General features: G+C 63.3%; 15 protein-coding genes. 4 read left to right on the top strand and 11 right to left on the bottom strand.

Annotated features, from left to right (window positions below; genetic code table 11):
* Positions 1–14: 14 nt before the first annotated feature.
* From IFU00_08070 to IFU00_08060, 3 genes are read right to left on the bottom strand one after another with little or no spacing between them, the layout of a single operon-like run.
* Entirely contained in the window at positions 15–1,550 is a 1,536-nt protein-coding gene (locus tag IFU00_08070) for an aromatic amino acid lyase (GenBank protein ID MBD8542233.1), read from the bottom strand.
* On the bottom strand, positions 1,547–1,954 hold the full coding sequence (locus tag IFU00_08065) for an acyl-CoA thioesterase (GenBank protein MBD8542232.1): 408 nt from the start codon (positions 1,952–1,954) through the stop codon (positions 1,547–1,549). The genes IFU00_08070 and IFU00_08065 overlap by 4 nt, the downstream gene beginning before the upstream one ends.
* A 41-nt stretch (positions 1,955–1,995) precedes the next feature.
* A complete protein-coding gene (locus IFU00_08060) occupies positions 1,996–2,772 on the bottom strand; it encodes an SDR family oxidoreductase (GenBank protein MBD8542231.1) in 777 nt (258 codons plus the stop codon).
* A 182-nt stretch (positions 2,773–2,954) separates the two neighbouring features.
* Between IFU00_08060 and IFU00_08055 the strand changes: the two genes are divergently transcribed.
* Positions 2,955–4,631, top strand: a complete 1,677-nt coding sequence (locus IFU00_08055) for an electron transfer flavoprotein-ubiquinone oxidoreductase (GenBank protein ID MBD8542230.1) — start codon at positions 2,955–2,957, stop codon at positions 4,629–4,631.
* 131 nt (positions 4,632–4,762) lie between these two features.
* The gene (locus IFU00_08050) at positions 4,763–5,116 is read left to right on the top strand and encodes a hypothetical protein (protein MBD8542229.1); all 354 of its coding nucleotides are present in this window, start codon (positions 4,763–4,765) and stop codon (positions 5,114–5,116) included.
* 60 nt (positions 5,117–5,176) lie between these two features.
* Here the strand turns inward: IFU00_08050 and IFU00_08045 are convergent, their stop codons facing one another.
* Together IFU00_08045 and IFU00_08040 are read right to left on the bottom strand one after the other, a co-directional pair.
* Complete coding sequence (locus IFU00_08045) at positions 5,177–6,016, bottom strand: transporter substrate-binding domain-containing protein (protein MBD8542228.1); 840 nt, start codon at positions 6,014–6,016, stop codon at positions 5,177–5,179.
* 61 nt (positions 6,017–6,077) lie between these two features.
* Positions 6,078–7,187, bottom strand: a complete 1,110-nt coding sequence (locus IFU00_08040) for a Gfo/Idh/MocA family oxidoreductase (protein ID MBD8542227.1) — start codon at positions 7,185–7,187, stop codon at positions 6,078–6,080.
* Positions 7,188–7,313: 126 nt separating this feature from the next.
* Here IFU00_08040 and IFU00_08035 point away from each other — a divergent pair, with 126 nt between their 5' ends.
* Entirely contained in the window at positions 7,314–8,285 is a 972-nt protein-coding gene (locus IFU00_08035) for an SMP-30/gluconolactonase/LRE family protein (protein MBD8542226.1), read from the top strand.
* 5 nt (positions 8,286–8,290) lie between these two features.
* On the opposite strand, the gene IFU00_08030 is transcribed toward IFU00_08035, so the two are convergent.
* The 5 genes from IFU00_08030 to IFU00_08010 form a co-directional block, all read right to left on the bottom strand.
* On the bottom strand, positions 8,291–8,695 hold the full coding sequence (locus IFU00_08030) for a hypothetical protein (GenBank protein ID MBD8542225.1): 405 nt from the start codon (positions 8,693–8,695) through the stop codon (positions 8,291–8,293).
* 88 nt (positions 8,696–8,783) lie between these two features.
* Positions 8,784–9,245 (bottom strand): metallophosphoesterase family protein, encoded by a 462-nt coding sequence (locus IFU00_08025; protein ID MBD8542224.1) that lies wholly within the window; start codon positions 9,243–9,245, stop codon positions 8,784–8,786.
* Between the two features lie 6 nt (positions 9,246–9,251).
* Positions 9,252–9,542, bottom strand: coding sequence for a DUF378 domain-containing protein (locus tag IFU00_08020; GenBank protein MBD8542223.1), 291 nt, complete (start codon positions 9,540–9,542; stop codon positions 9,252–9,254).
* Positions 9,543–9,686: 144 nt separating this feature from the next.
* Complete coding sequence (locus IFU00_08015) at positions 9,687–10,304, bottom strand: DUF882 domain-containing protein (protein ID MBD8542222.1); 618 nt, start codon at positions 10,302–10,304, stop codon at positions 9,687–9,689.
* A gap of 111 nt (positions 10,305–10,415) precedes the next feature.
* Positions 10,416–10,940, bottom strand: a complete 525-nt coding sequence (locus IFU00_08010; protein MBD8542221.1) for a GNAT family N-acetyltransferase — start codon at positions 10,938–10,940, stop codon at positions 10,416–10,418.
* A gap of 221 nt (positions 10,941–11,161) precedes the next feature.
* On the opposite strand from IFU00_08010, the gene IFU00_08005 reads away from it, so the two are divergent.
* Positions 11,162–12,181, top strand: a complete 1,020-nt coding sequence (locus tag IFU00_08005; GenBank protein MBD8542220.1) for a sulfate ABC transporter substrate-binding protein — start codon at positions 11,162–11,164, stop codon at positions 12,179–12,181.
* 61 nt (positions 12,182–12,242) lie between these two features.
* On the opposite strand, the gene IFU00_08000 is transcribed toward IFU00_08005, so the two are convergent.
* Positions 12,243–13,211, bottom strand: coding sequence for an IS1595 family transposase (locus IFU00_08000; protein MBD8542219.1), 969 nt, complete (start codon positions 13,209–13,211; stop codon positions 12,243–12,245).
* Positions 13,212–13,444 lie beyond the last annotated feature (233 nt).

The following is a 13,444-nucleotide window of genomic DNA, read 5'->3' as shown; positions in this document are numbered from 1 at the left end:
CCACCTTCGCGCGATTACAGGTACAGCTGCCAGTGCTGTTCGCGCATGCGCTCCAGCAGCAAACGCAGATCGCCATCAAGACGCCGGTCTTCACGCACCGGCGCAATGTCCTGCCCCAGCTGCGCCTGCATCTGCGCCAGTGGCGCCGGCAGTACCCGCTCCGGCTCGAGCCGGCAGCGCAGCCAGACGCCCTGGCGCACGGCGATCAAGAGCGCCGCGGCCACCTGCTCGGTCAGTTCCAGCACGCGCAGGCAGTCGCGTGCCGCAATCGTGCCCATGCTGACCTTGTCCTGGTTGTGGCATTCGGTCGAACGCGAAAAGACCGATGCCGGCATCGTCAGCTTGAGCGCTTCCGCGGTCCAGGCCGAGGCGCTGATCTGCAGCGCCTTGAGGCCGTGGTTGATGGCAGCGCGCTCGCCCTCCATGCCCGACAGGTTGGCGGGCAGCCCGGCGTTGTAGCGCGGATCGACCAGCAGCGCCAGTTGCCGGTCGAGCAGGTCGGCCAAGTTGGCGACGGCATTCTTCATGCTGTCCATTGCGAACGCAATATGGCCGCCGTAGAAGTGCCCGCCATGCAGCACGCGCTCGCCCTCGGCATCGATGATCGGATTGTCGTTGGCGCTATTGAGTTCGTTCTCGACCATGGTACGAAAGAACGGCAGCGCGTCAGCCAGCACGCCGATCACATGCGGCGCGCAGCGGATCGAATAGCGGTCTTGCAGGCGCTTGCCATTACGCTCCTGCTGGCCGGAATACGCCAGATCGGCGCGCAGCCACGCGGCTACGTCCTGCATCCCCGCATGCGGCTTGACCGAGAACAGCGTCTCGTCAAAGTGATGGGCATTGCCGTCCAGCGCAAACGAGGCCATCGCCGTGATGCGCGTGGTCAGGCGCGTCAGGTAGGCGGCGCGGTCCCAGGCCAGGCAGGCCAGGCCCGTCATGACGGCGGTGCCGTTCATGATCGCCAGGCCCTCCTTCGGCCGCAGGCGCAGTGGCGCGATGCCGGCCTCGCGCAGCGCATCGGCAGCTGGCATCGGCACGCCCCTGCGCAGCACCTCACGTTCGCCGCACAGCACGGCCGCGAGATAGGACAGCGGCGTCAGGTCGCCGCTGGCGCCGACCGAGCCTTCGCTGGGGATCAGTGGCAGCAGGTCGGCATCGAACAGGCGCACGATCTGCTCGAGCAGGTCGATGCTGACGCCTGAAAAGCCTTTCGCCAGCGACGCCAGGCGCGCGGCCATCACGGCGCGCGTCTCGGCCGGGCTCAGAAAGCTGCCCAGGCCGCAGCCGTGGTAGGTGTACAGGTGGTGCGGCAGTTCGGTCACGAGCGCCAGCGGTACCGGCACCGTGCATGAATCGCCATAGCCGGTGGTCACGCCATAGATGGCGCCGTCTTCAAGCAACAGCCGGTCGAGGAAGTCGGCGCCGCGCTGAATAAAAGCGCGAAAGGCCGGGTCGGGCGAGAGCACCGGCCGCGCCGTCCCGCGCGCGATGGCGACGATATCCTCGAGCGCGAGCCGGTCGCGGTCAATGCAGACCACGGCGGTCACGCCGCCGGGAAGACGCTGCGCAGCGCAGCCGGCAACGGGGCCGACTTGCCCACCTTGAAATCGACCCACACCACCTTGGCCATCCCGTTGGCGTGCAGCTCGCCCGGTGCGCCGTCAGCGTCCAGCAACCGGATTTCGTGCGACACCTCGATGCTCGAGCGCCCCGGCGGCGCAATGAAGGTACGCACCTCGATCTCGCCTGGATAAGTCAGCTGCTTGAGGAAGTTCATCGACGCGTTGACGATGACGGGACCTTGGTCGCGCGAGTCGGGCAAGCCGCCGACCTGCTCGAGCCAGGCGATGCGGGCCGACTCGATATAACGGAAGTAATTGGTATTGTTGACGTGCCCCATGGCGTCCATGTCGCCCCAGCGGATTGGCATGCGCATGGTGTGCACCAGCATCGGTGCGGTAGTCTCACTACTCATTCTGTGGTTCCTGGCGTTTAGTGCGCCATCATGCCGTCGTCGGCCGTGATGATGGCGCCGTTGATGAAGTGGGCTTCTTCGGCGGCCAGCAGCAGCAGCAGGCCGTCGAGGTCTTCGGGCCGGCCGGCGCGCTTGCGCGGCAACATCTCGACAAGTTTGCGGCCCTGCTCGGTCTCGAAATAATCTTCGTTTGCATCGGTGGCAATGTAGCCGGGGCAGATGGCGTTGACGTTGATGCCGTACTTGCCCCACTCCACCGCCATCGCCTTGGTCATCTGCACCACACCAGCCTTGCTCATGCAGTACACGCCGATCTGCGGCAGTACCCGCAAGCCCGCCACCGAAGCGATATTGACGATGCGATGCTGCTTGCGTGGATCGCCCTTGGCGCGCGCGATCATGCGCTTGGCGGTTTGCTGGGCCACGAAGAACGCGCCGCGCAAATTGGTGTCCATGATGTAGGTGTAGTCATCCTCGCCCACGTCGATCAGGCGCTGGGTGGATGATACGGACGAGTTGTTGATCAGGATATCGATCGGCCCTGCCTCGGTTTCAGCATGGGCTATGGCCGCCTTGATGCTGCCGAGGTCGGTCACGTCGAGCCGCACCACGTGCGCGGCGCCGCCATCGGCTTCGATTTCGGCGCGCAGCTCCTTGAGACGCTCGACGCGGCGCGACGCCAGCACGACCTGGGCGCCGGCCCCGGCCAGGGCCTTGGCGAAACGGGCGCCCAGGCCGCTCGATGCGCCAGTGACCATGGCGATCTTTCCTTCGAAATTGACTTCAATGCCCACGTCCGACTCCCCGGTGTAAGTACGATCACGAGTTGCGAAAGCACCATGATCCCACAAATGTCCGGTATTCGATTGTCCCTTCTAATAATGCCTTTACAATGGCCGCGATATTGCAATGAACAGCGAAAACCCGCACACTCGTGCTATTTTCTGATTACCGTCATCCCTTTCCCAAAAAAACCATGACAGAGACAACGAACTTTCTCGAACAATACGGCCCGCGCGAAGCGATGGAATACGACGTCGTCGTGGTCGGCGGCGGCCCGGCTGGCCTGTCGGCGGCGATTCGCCTGAAACAGCTGGCTGCTGAAAAAGGCCAGGAAGTCACGGTCTGCGTGCTGGAAAAAGGCGGCGAGCTGGGCGCGCACATCTTGTCCGGCGCCGTGATGGACCCACGCGCGATCAACGAACTCATCCCCGACTGGAAAGAAAAAGGCGCGCCGCTCAATACCGCCGTGACCGAAGACCGCGTTTTGTTCTTGAGCGAGACCAAGTCGTATGCCACGCCGGCATTCGCCATCCCGCCTGCACTGGCCAATCACGGCAACTACGTGATTTCGCTGGCCAATGTGGTGCGCTGGCTGGGTCAGCAAGCCGAGGCGCTGGGCGTGGAAATCTTCCCCGGCTTTCCGGCTGCTGAAATCCTGTACAACGAAGACGGCTCGGTCAAGGGCGTCGCAACCGGCAATATGGGGATGAAACGTGACGGCGAGCCCGGCCCCGAATTCCAGCTTGGCATGGAGCTGCATGCCAAATACACGTTCTTCGCCGAAGGCTCGCGCGGCCATCTGGGCCGTCAGCTGATGGCCAAGTATGAGCTGAACAAAGGCAAGGACCCGCAAACCTACGGCATCGGCATCAAGGAACTGTGGGAAATCGATCCGGCCAAGCACCAGCCGGGTCTGGTGATCCACACCGCCGGGTGGCCACTGCCGAACGATACCTACGGCGGTTCGTTCCTGTACCACCTGGAAAACAACCAGGTCGCGGTCGGTTATGTCGTCGGCCTGTCGTACCAGAATCCGTATCTGTCGCCGTACGAAGAATTCCAGCGCTATAAAACGCACCCGGCCATCCGCGGTTTCTTCGAAGGCGGCAAGCGCATCTCGTACGGCGCGCGTTCGATTACCGCAGGCGGCCTGCAATCGCTGCCTAAAACGGTATTCCCGGGCGGCGCGCTGATCGGCTGCGATGCGGGCTTCCTGAACACCAGCCGCATCAAGGGCAGCCACGCAGCGATCAAGACCGGCATGCTGGCGGCCGAGGCGGCGTTTGCCGCGCTGGGCGAAGGCCGCACGAGCGACGAGCTCACGAGCTTCCCGGCAGCGTTCGAACAATCGTGGCTGCACGAAGAGCTGCATGTCGCGCGCAACTTCAAGCCGTGGATGAGCAAGGGCCTGGTCCTGGGCACGATCATGACGGGCATCGACCAGATCGTGTTCCGTGGCAAGGCGCCCTGGACGCTGCACCACAAGCATGCCGACCACGAATGCCTGAAGCCGGCCTCGCACTTCAAGCCGATCGTCTACCCGAAGCCGGATGGCAAGCTGACCTTCGACAAGCTGTCGTCGGTGTTCATCTCGAACACCAACCACCGCGAAGACGAGCCGATCCACCTGACGCTCAAAAATCCGAGCGTGCCGGTCGACGTCAACCTGGCCAAGTACGCCGGGCCCGAACAGCGTTACTGTCCGGCCGGGGTGTACGAGTACGTCAAGCGCGAAGACGGGGGCGACCGCCTGCAGATCAACGCCCAGAACTGCGTGCACTGCAAGACCTGCGATATCAAGGACCCGACGCAGAACATCGTCTGGGTGACACCGGAAGGTGGCGGCGGGCCGAATTATCCAAATATGTGATTGCCGGGCCGTCCGCTTTTATTGCTGACTTTGTAAGAATCATCCTGCAATACCACCGCCAATCTGCTGATTGGCGGTCAACGCGAACGGCGTAGCATGGGTCGCTCCTACACCAGTGGCAGGAGGCAGCGATGGGTGATTCCACACGCAGTAATGACCAATCATCGGGGCGCTCAAACCCCGGCATGCAGCAAAGCAGCAATCTGCAAGGCGGCAAGCAGGATATTGCTGGTAACAAGCAATCCACCGGCCAGCAAAGTGGCCGCACGCAGGAGGGCAAGCAGCATGACACCGGCAGCCGGCAAGGCGCTGGTGCCCAACAGCAGAACCAGCAACATGGTGGCCAGCATGCATCAGGCGGCACCCCGGCGCTGGACGACCTGAATGCCGACCGCGCCAGCCGCGACCAGGGTTCGCCGGGCAGCGGGTCTCGGCAAATGGACCAGCAGAGCGACTGGCAAGGCAAGCAGGACAAACAACGCTGACGTGGCACTGTCCACACAAAAGCGCGGCACCATGACTGGGCCGCGCTTTTTTTTGCGCCGTCAGGATGGCGGCATGCTGCTGGCGTCGTGACCGAACCACTTGAGCGACAACGCGCGCAGCGTGCCATCGGAGCGCGCCTCGCGCAGCGCCTTGTCGATCGCCAGTTTGAATGCCGGACGACTCTTGCGCAGGGCGATGCCAACGGGCTCAGGAGTGCCGATGCGGGCACCGGCCTTCAGTGGAAGCTGCGTCTTGCGGATCAGGTAATGCACCATCAGGCTGTCGTCAAGCAATGCGTCGATGCGGCCAAAGGCCAGGTCCTGCAGATTCTCGGGCGCGGCCGGACAACGCTTGATGTTGATACCCTGGACCGCCCTGGCCTGCTGCTCGAACACGCTGTTCTGTCGCACGCCCAGTGTGCGGCCCTTGAGGTCGGCCAGCGTGCGGTAAGTAGCGCGCTCGTTCTTGCGCACGATGAGCTGGGACTGCGAATAGCAATAGGGCGCGGAAAAGTCGAACGTTTTCGTGCGTTGTGGCGTGATGATGACCTGGCTGATGGCCACGTCCACCCTGCCCGCACGCACCGCCGGCAGGATCGCGCTCCATTCGGTCAGCACGAATTGCGGCTCGAGGCCGATGCGCGTCGCGACCGCGTGCGCCACGTCGATGTCATGACCGGTCAATTGCCCGCTCGCCGGATCCTTGAAATTGAAGGGGGGATAGGTGCCCTCGAGCGCGATGCGCAGCGTGCCCCGTTGGCCGGGTGAATCTGCCTGGTCTGCCTGGTCTGCCAGGCCCGCCGCGCCCGCCGATGGCGTACATAGTGCGGCTGACGCTGGCAGCGCCAGCAACTGCCCCAGCACCCGGCGCCGCCCCCCGTTTGCGATCCCTTCGGCCATCCCCTTGCCCCCGCGCGGTCAAAGATACGTTATAACCGAAAAGCAGCAGGATGGGCCAGTGTCAGGACCGCACGACGATCCGCTTCTGTTCGCGCGCCGAGCGGTACACGGCCTCGATGATGCGGATGTCGCGCAGGCCTTCTTCGCCAGGAACCAGCGGCTCGCGGTTCTGCATGACGCACTGCGCCATGTGGTCGAGCTGGCCAACCCACTGGTTCGCGTACGGTCCGGGTGGGGGTTTGACCTCGGTCTTGTCGCTGCGTTCCTGGCCCACCCACATGCGCTGGCCGCTGTAGGCAGTGGCCGGTTCCAGTTCAATGCGGCCCTTGTCGCCCATCAGCACGAACTGGTTGCGGTTGGCGCTGTACATCGACATGCACGAGCCGATCGCGCCGGACGGGAACTCGAGCTGGAAGTCGATCATGTCTTCCACTTCACGGAAACGCGGGTCGCTGCGGTTGGTCGTTTCTTTGGCGAACACGGCCACCGGCTCTTCGCCGGTCATGTAGCGCGCCGCCTGCAGCGCATAGATGCCGATGTCCATCAGCGAGCCGCCGCCCGACTGCGCCTTCTTCATGCGCCAGGTGTTCGCGTCCCCCGCGACAAAGCCGTGCTCGGAGCGGAAGTAGCGGATCGTGCCGATCGCGCCGGCACGTGCCAGGCGGATAGCTTCGACATTATGCGGCTCGAAGCGCGAGCGGTAGCCGATCATCAGCTTCTTGCCGGCCTTGCGGCAGGCAGCAATCATCTGTTCACACTCCGCTGGATTGATGGCCATCGGCTTTTCGCACATGACGTGCTTGCCGGCTTGCGCGGCGCGGATCGTGTACTCGGCGTGCATGAACACGGGCAGGCAGATATACACGATGTCGATGTCCGGGTTGTCACGGATGCGGTCGAAATCGCTGTACGAATAGATGCCGCGTTCAGGCACGCCGTATTCCTGCGCTACCTTTCTTGCCTTGGCGGGGTCGCCGCTGACAAGCGCCACGAGACGGCTGTGCTGGCAATTCTGGAACTGCGGGATGATGCGACCCAGGCCATAGCCGCCCAGGCCCACGATCGCGTAGCCGAGTTTGCGGCCGGTGCTGGCCCAGGCCGGGTTTACTGCGCTTGCCGCCAGGACGCCACCTGCAGCCATGACCAGGCCGCGCCGTTGTAAATCGATCATGCTTGTCTCCTCCAATAAGGTTGCGGGAATGTTATCGTCTTGTGGAGAGAAGGATACAATTGATTCATTTGAAATGATAGCGGTATCACCGCCCTCATCTAACGTTCACTTTGCCAGGAGTTGCCCATGTCCTTGTCCCCCCGTCGTGCCCCACGTCGCATTCCGCTCGTCCGCCTGATGCTTGCCGCCAGTGTCGCCGCTATCCTCTCGCCAGCAGTGTTGGCTGCCCCGGCCGCCAGTTGCAGTGGCAAGGCCCCGTCGGGCGAACTGAAAGCCGAGCGCATTGCGGCGATCACGCCGTCGCGGGGCGAACCAGGCTTGTACGAAGGGGCGGTATGGATGAACGGGGCGCTGTATTTTTCGGACTTCAGCTTCAGCCAGGGTTTTCCGTCACGCGTGCGCAAGTACACGCCGGGCGGTGACGTGACCACCGCCATCGAGGACGCGGGCAGCAATGGACTGGCGGTCGACACCGCAGGGAAACTGGTCGCGGCCACCCACAAGTACAAGGCGCTGTCGCGCTACGACCTGGCGGACGGCAAGCGCACGGGTGTCGCTTCACAGTTCCAAGGGCAGGTCTTCAATTCGCCGAACGATATCGCCATTGCGGCTGACGGCACGATTTACTTCACGGATCCGGATTATCAGAAAGCCGCAGCGCCCGGCGGCCAGCCGGTGACCGGTATCTATCGCGTAGGGGCGGATGGCGCAGTGACACTGGTCGACGGCTCGCGCAAGAATCCGAACGGGATTGCCCTGTCACTCGACGGCAAGACGCTGTACGTGAACGCGAGCGATGGCGCGGTCCGCGCCTACCCGATCAAGAACGGCGTGCCGCAGGCGGGGCGTGATCTGATCAAGGGCATCGAGAATGGCGACGGCATGACGCTGGACTGCCATGGCAACCTGTATGTGACGGAACACGCACCCAAGCGCGTGCGCGTGTTCTCGCCGCAGGGCCGCGAACTGGCGACGATCCGGGTCGACGCCAATGTGACAAATGTGGCGTTCGGTGGCACTGACGGCAAGACGCTGTACATCACCGGCGCCGGCGCCGTCTGGCAATTGCCGCTGGAAGTCACGGGACTGCCCTACTGACACCTCTACCAGCTGGGGCGCGAACCTGGTCCGAAGTTGTGGCCCGTGACCAGCGTGGTGCTTTGTACGAGCGTCGACAAGCCCAGGATCAGCTGGACGAGCTTATCGTCCGGCAGCACCCAGATCTGACCACGCGGCTGCTCGGCGCCGGTGGCGGCCATGATCAGGGGCGCGATCCAGGCGGCATCGCTGTCGACGTCGAGCAGAATGGCGTCGGCCGTCGTCTGCATGTGCACGAGGCCGCCTTCGGCAATAGCGAAACAGATGCCAACGCCCGTTTCCTGCGGCGTGATCAGTTCCTGCATGGCGGCGTTGTGCTCGTCAATCCAGAGCTCGACGTCTTGCGGCGTCTCAAGCGCGGTCCAGGGACGGGGTTTGAAGCGGGGTGGTTGTTCGGGCGGGAGGGTCATGTGCTGCAAGCAAAAGGGGACGGGGCGTATCTTACGGCAATTTCCATCGCCGCGGGCCAGGTCCACGTTTGCCAGGGTCACGCTTGCATCATGGGATATCGAGCGTCACGAGCCGCACGCTTGCATGCCCATCATCGATGATGAGTTCGCCGACCGACACGGGCAGCGTAAACCGGCGCCGCCCCGCCGCACCCGGATTGACATACAGCACACCGCCCCGCTCGATGCAGGCCGGCTTGTGCGTGTGACCGGTGACCACGACGCGCACGCCACTTGCCACCGGGTCGATGGCAAGCTCCTTCAAGTCGTGCAGCATGTGGATGGCGACACCACCAAAGTTCACCGTGACGACGTCAGGCAATGCCCGGGCCCAGGCACCGCTGTCGTTGTTGCCGCGCACGCTCGTGAGCGGTGCAATCCCGGCCAGGCGCTCGAGCGTGGCCGGATCGACGATGTCGCCGGCGTGCAGGATGGCATCGCTACCCTGCAGAAAGTCGAGCGCCTGTGGACGCAGCAGGCCGTGCGTGTCGGCGATCAGGCCAATGCGAATGACCACTTACGCGCGCTTGCTGCCGGCCATCTTGGCCATCGTGACCACCGAGTACAGCGCCGCCAGGCCAACGAGCACGTAGACGACGCGGGTGAGCGTCGAACCCGGCGCGAACAGCACGCCGACCATGTCGATGTCGAACAGGCCGACCATGCCCCAGTTCAGGCCACCAATAATCAATAGCACCATCGCAATATAATCCAGTGCAGACATGGCGGAGCGGCCATGCGTACGCGCCGTCACGCGACGATCGGGCATCGAACGGCGATCCATGGTTGGGGTATTGATTGTTGACATCAGAGCCTCCTGGAAAAGTGACATGGACACCACCGGGGCGGCGCCCCGGCACTTGCTGTCCATACTAGCCCAGGTTAGCAAACACGCACGCACCGTTGCAGCGCATGCACACCGCAGACCCGACACGGGGCTGCGGCCGCGAACTCAGCCTTTCCAGGTACGCGCCAGGCCCGTATCGGCGTGAATCCAGCCACCGCGCGGACCGCTGCGGTAGTAGTAGCCGACACCGCCGCCGCGGAAGCTCTTGATCAGGCCACCGAGCACTTCTTCGTTCAGGTTGGCGATCCGGATATCGGCAGCCTTGCCGACCAGGTGCAGCGACTGGCGAGCCGCCGGGATGCCCTGCTCGCGCAGGCGCGCGTTCGATGCCGGCGAACGGTAGCCCGACAAAATCTCGAGCGGCTTGATGATGCCGAAACGGGCGATGAAGGCCTGGGTGCTCCACAGCATCTCGAACAGCTTCGGATCGATGGGGGCGGAGGCCTTGCCGTTCACGTCGCGCAGCAGATGGCACAGCTCCTGGTATGCCGACTCGATGACTTCGCCGTCTTTCCAGTACAGCACGTTGGCCGTCTCGCCGCTTTGCGGGCGCGTGACCGACAAGGTACGTGGCTTGACCCAGAAATCGAGGTCAAGCGCCTGCGAATCGAACAGGTCAGGTGGCGGTTGGAGGTCAGTTGCGGCGGCGGCCAACGGCGCACCGATGACACCGATGGCGGCAAGGCGCGCGCCCTGATGGAGGAAGTCTCTGCGGGAAGCCATATATGCGTTGGTGTGACTCGTGAATATCGATGGGCCGTACTATAGCGTATTCGTCATGGATAGCGCTGCGTGGCGTGCTGGGGGCGTGCAGCGTGCGCGTTGGTCGACTGTTCAGTCGCTGCAGTTGCAGAAGCGCTTGCGCGCGCCGCCTTCGCTGGCGCCGTCGAGCCGCTTCCACATCAGGTCGCTATCGAGGCCGAAACAGGATTTTTCCTTGCCCGCATTGCTGTAGCCGTGGCGCTCGAAGAACGCGCTTGCGCCAGCCGGGCTGTGCAGATGCAGCTTGCTGATATTCCAGGCACGCGCCTGCTCTTCGACCGCCGCCAGCAGTGCCCGGCCCACGCCGCAGCGCAGCGCATCGGGCAGCACGTAGCACAGCGCCACCTTGCCGGCCGGGGTCAGCAGCGTCAACCCGACCATCCGCCCTTCACTCTCGGCAACGACGGCAAAATTGGCGGGCGCGGCAAACCAGGCGGCGACGGTGGCCGGCGTCTTGTTGCCGAGCCAGGCGTCGAGTACTGCTGGCTGGCCATGGTGGTCGGCACTGCAGCCTTCCTCGATGGAGCGGCGCAGCAGATTGCAGGCTGGCGCGGCGTCGGCGGGAACTGCCTTGCGGATTTCAATACGCGTGGACATCGATCATCAACATAAATACGGTACAAAGGCGTGAGGTGGCGACAGATGGCATCCCCGGCTTAACACGGGCTCGACTATACACTGAAAGGCAACGACCCTGCTGGCGGCAGGGACAAGCGCATGATGGGCATAACCATATGACGAAAGTATTGTTCCGTTTGACGGCCGCATCGGGGAACATGCACGCTGTCACTCCAACTTCAAGCAAGCGAGACCACATTATGCGCATCACCCCTCCGAACACGCTGCGCCGCTCGATCCTGGCGCTGGTCCTGGCTGCTGGCAGCGCCGTGCCGCTGCACGCCAGCGCCGCCGGGCCCGAGCTGCTGAACGTGTCGTACGACGTCGCCCGTGAATTGTACAAAGAAATCAACCCGGCGTTCATCGCATCCTACAAGCAGCAAAGCGGCCAGACGGTCGAAGTCAAGCAGTCGCACGGCGGCTCGAGCAAGCAGGCGCGCGCCGTGGCCGATGGCCTGGCGGCGTCGGTCGTGACCATGAACCAGGCCAATGACATCGACATGCTGGCCGACCGCGGCCTGGTGGCAAAAGACTGGGCCAAGAAGTTCCCGAACAATGCCGCGCCCTACTACTCGACGATGGTGTTCCTGGTCCGCAAGGGCAACCCGAAGCAGGTACGCGACTGGCAAGACCTGGCGCGCCCCGGCGTGGCCGTGATCATCCCGAATCCGAAGACCGCCGGCAACGGCCGCTACACCTATCTGGGTGCGTGGGGTTCCGTGATCAAGAAAGGCGGCAATGAGGCCGCTGCCCGCGACCTGGTCTCGAAGATCTTCAAGAACGTGCCGATCCTGGACGGTGGCGGCCGCGCTGCGACCACCACCTTCACCCAGCGCCAGATCGGCGACGTGCTGGTGACGTTCGAAAACGAAGTGAGCATGGTGCGCAAGGAATTCGGCAACGACTTCGAAGTCGTCTACCCGACCAGCTCGATCCTGGCCGAGTCGCCGGTGGCCGTCGTCGACAAGGTCGTCGATCGCCAGAAGCTGCGTCAGCCTGCTACGGCTTACCTGAACTTCCTGTACAGCCCGGTGGGCCAGGAAATCGGGGCCAAGCACTTCATGCGCGTTCGCTCGGAAGCGGTCATGAAGAAGTACGCGGCCAACTACAAGCCGATCAGCCTGTTCACGGTTGACGAAGTCTTCGGCGGCTGGCGCGCAGCGCAAAAGCGTCACTTCGACGATGGCGGCGAGTTCGACAAGATCTACACCGCGAAGTAATCCGCATCACCTCACAACAGCCCTGCCATGTGCAGGGCTGTTTGCATTGGCTCAGTCAGCGTTATCTGTTGATGACGCTGATGGCAACGCGAAGCAACTGTTCCGGCGAAATAACCCGCTCCCCATCCAGCGCCCAGCGCCAGCCCAGGTAATTGGGCAGGTAGCGCGATGCCACGCCACGAAAGCCCTGTAGCCACGCCTTGAAGCGCTGGTGGTAAGCGTTCACGTTCTGTACGTGGATGGCAAGGCTGCCCAGGCGCCTTGCACGCACACCGGCGCGCACATTGACCGCCTCGTGCGCGATCCTGTGCTTGCGTGCGAAGGCGCGGTAAGCGGGATGGCCGTCACTGACCAGCAAGGCCTGCCCATCGAGCCTGGGTAGCAAGTCACGCTCGAGTTGGGCAGTCTTGAGGGCACCGCGCCCAGTAACGGCATCGATGGTGCGCCCTTCGCGGTCGCGCGCGACCAGGATGCAATCGAGTTCACCGGAAATGCCCCGTTTGGCAGCATGGCCGCCACGGCGGCGCGGTGGCCGATCGAGCGTGCGCGAACCTTTTTGTGACTCGAGCAGAAATGTTTCGTCAGCCTCGACAATGCCGTTGAGGACTGCGGGCCGGTCGAGCTTGACCCAGTGCAGGAAGCGGTGGCGCCAGCGAAAGGCGGTATTGCGGTGTACGCCGACTCGATCTGCCGCCTTGCGCACGGTCAGTGAATCGAGCAGCACCTGCGAATAGGCGAGCCATTTGTCTTTGAGCCTCAGCCGCGCCAGTGGCGTGCCGGTCAGGTCATTGAAGGTGCGGCCGCAGGCACAGCAGCGGTAGCGCTGCAAGTCGTTGGCGAACCCATGCCGGTAGCAGTGCCCGTTGCCGCATCTGGGGCAACAACGGCCTGGCGCTCTAACCTCAGTGATGAGCGCAACCACCTGATCGAGTCCGGCTGCAGGATGCAGGGCATCGAGCACTTGCCGGCGCTGCGGCTGGTTCAGCGAAGGCAGTTTTGCGAACCAGCCTTTGAAACGTGGCGCTTTCATGATCGACTCCTGACGCTGGGGACAGGGGTTGGACCACTGAACTACTCGTCAGTTCAAAGCTAGTCTCTATTTAACGTTGACTGCGCCTTTGCAGTTGGTCACACTAACCAAGTCAATCGACATTTCCGTGCGACATACCCTATTAATAATATGCACCTGCAATGCCCTATTTCGATAGAAAATTGGGTTTAGACAGGGGAATTTTCTTGTGCACCATAGACATGCCTGGCGGA

This window comes from Oxalobacteraceae sp. CFBP 8761 (assembly GCA_014841595.1).
GTDB lineage: Bacteria > Pseudomonadota > Gammaproteobacteria > Burkholderiales > Burkholderiaceae_D > Telluria.
This window is presented reverse-complemented; position numbering and strand designations above follow the sequence as displayed.

Coding starts and splice junctions, on each gene's coding strand:
- IFU00_08015 (MBD8542222.1), bottom strand. CDS start 10,304: ATGGCTTCCCGCAGAGACTTCCTCCATCAGGGCGCGCGCCTTGCCGCC.
- IFU00_08030 (MBD8542225.1), bottom strand. CDS start 8,695: ATGACCCTCCCGCCCGAACAACCACCCCGCTTCAAACCCCGTCCCTGG.
- IFU00_08065 (MBD8542232.1), bottom strand. CDS start 1,954: ATGCTGGTGCACACCATGCGCATGCCAATCCGCTGGGGCGACATGGAC.
- IFU00_08000 (MBD8542219.1), bottom strand. CDS start 13,211: ATGAAAGCGCCACGTTTCAAAGGCTGGTTCGCAAAACTGCCTTCGCTG.
- IFU00_08045 (MBD8542228.1), bottom strand. CDS start 6,016: ATGGCCGAAGGGATCGCAAACGGGGGGCGGCGCCGGGTGCTGGGGCAG.
- IFU00_08020 (MBD8542223.1), bottom strand. CDS start 9,542: ATGTCAACAATCAATACCCCAACCATGGATCGCCGTTCGATGCCCGAT.
- IFU00_08005 (MBD8542220.1), top strand. CDS start 11,162: ATGCGCATCACCCCTCCGAACACGCTGCGCCGCTCGATCCTGGCGCTG.
- IFU00_08035 (MBD8542226.1), top strand. CDS start 7,314: ATGTCCTTGTCCCCCCGTCGTGCCCCACGTCGCATTCCGCTCGTCCGC.
- IFU00_08050 (MBD8542229.1), top strand. CDS start 4,763: ATGGGTGATTCCACACGCAGTAATGACCAATCATCGGGGCGCTCAAAC.
- IFU00_08055 (MBD8542230.1), top strand. CDS start 2,955: ATGACAGAGACAACGAACTTTCTCGAACAATACGGCCCGCGCGAAGCG.
- IFU00_08010 (MBD8542221.1), bottom strand. CDS start 10,940: ATGTCCACGCGTATTGAAATCCGCAAGGCAGTTCCCGCCGACGCCGCG.
- IFU00_08040 (MBD8542227.1), bottom strand. CDS start 7,187: ATGATCGATTTACAACGGCGCGGCCTGGTCATGGCTGCAGGTGGCGTC.